The sequence below is a fragment of the Polaribacter sargassicola genome (assembly GCF_021991835.1).
In the GTDB taxonomy this organism is placed as follows: domain Bacteria; phylum Bacteroidota; class Bacteroidia; order Flavobacteriales; family Flavobacteriaceae; genus Polaribacter; species Polaribacter sargassicola.
Window position 1 is genome coordinate 1 of sequence record NZ_JAHDAU010000169.1, and the last position, 301, is coordinate 301.

General features: G+C 66.4%; 1 protein-coding gene. It reads right to left on the reverse strand.

Going from position 1 to position 301, the window contains the following annotated elements; translation table 11 throughout:
- On the reverse strand, positions 1-301 hold a 301-nt coding region (locus tag KI686_RS16345), incomplete at both ends, for a glutamine amidotransferase-related protein (protein WP_237590379.1).

A 301-nucleotide genomic window follows, 5' to 3' on the forward strand; every position in this document is an offset into this window, starting at 1 on the left:
GCCGCGCGCGCGCATTTCGGCGTAGCCGAACTCGCGCTTGCCCGAGCTTTCGACCTTGCCGCCGAGCTGCTGCGCCATGGTCTGCATGCCGTAGCAGATGCCGAGCACCGGCACGCCGAGTTCGAACACCGCCTGCGGCGCTCTCCAGTCATGCGCTTCATAGACCGAGTTCGGGCCGCCGGAAAGGATGATGCCCTGCGGATTGAACTGGCGGACGAAGTCGTCGCTGACGTCGAAGGGGTGCAGTTCGCAATAGACCTGCTGCTCGCGCACGCGGCGGGCGATGAGCTGGGTGACCTGG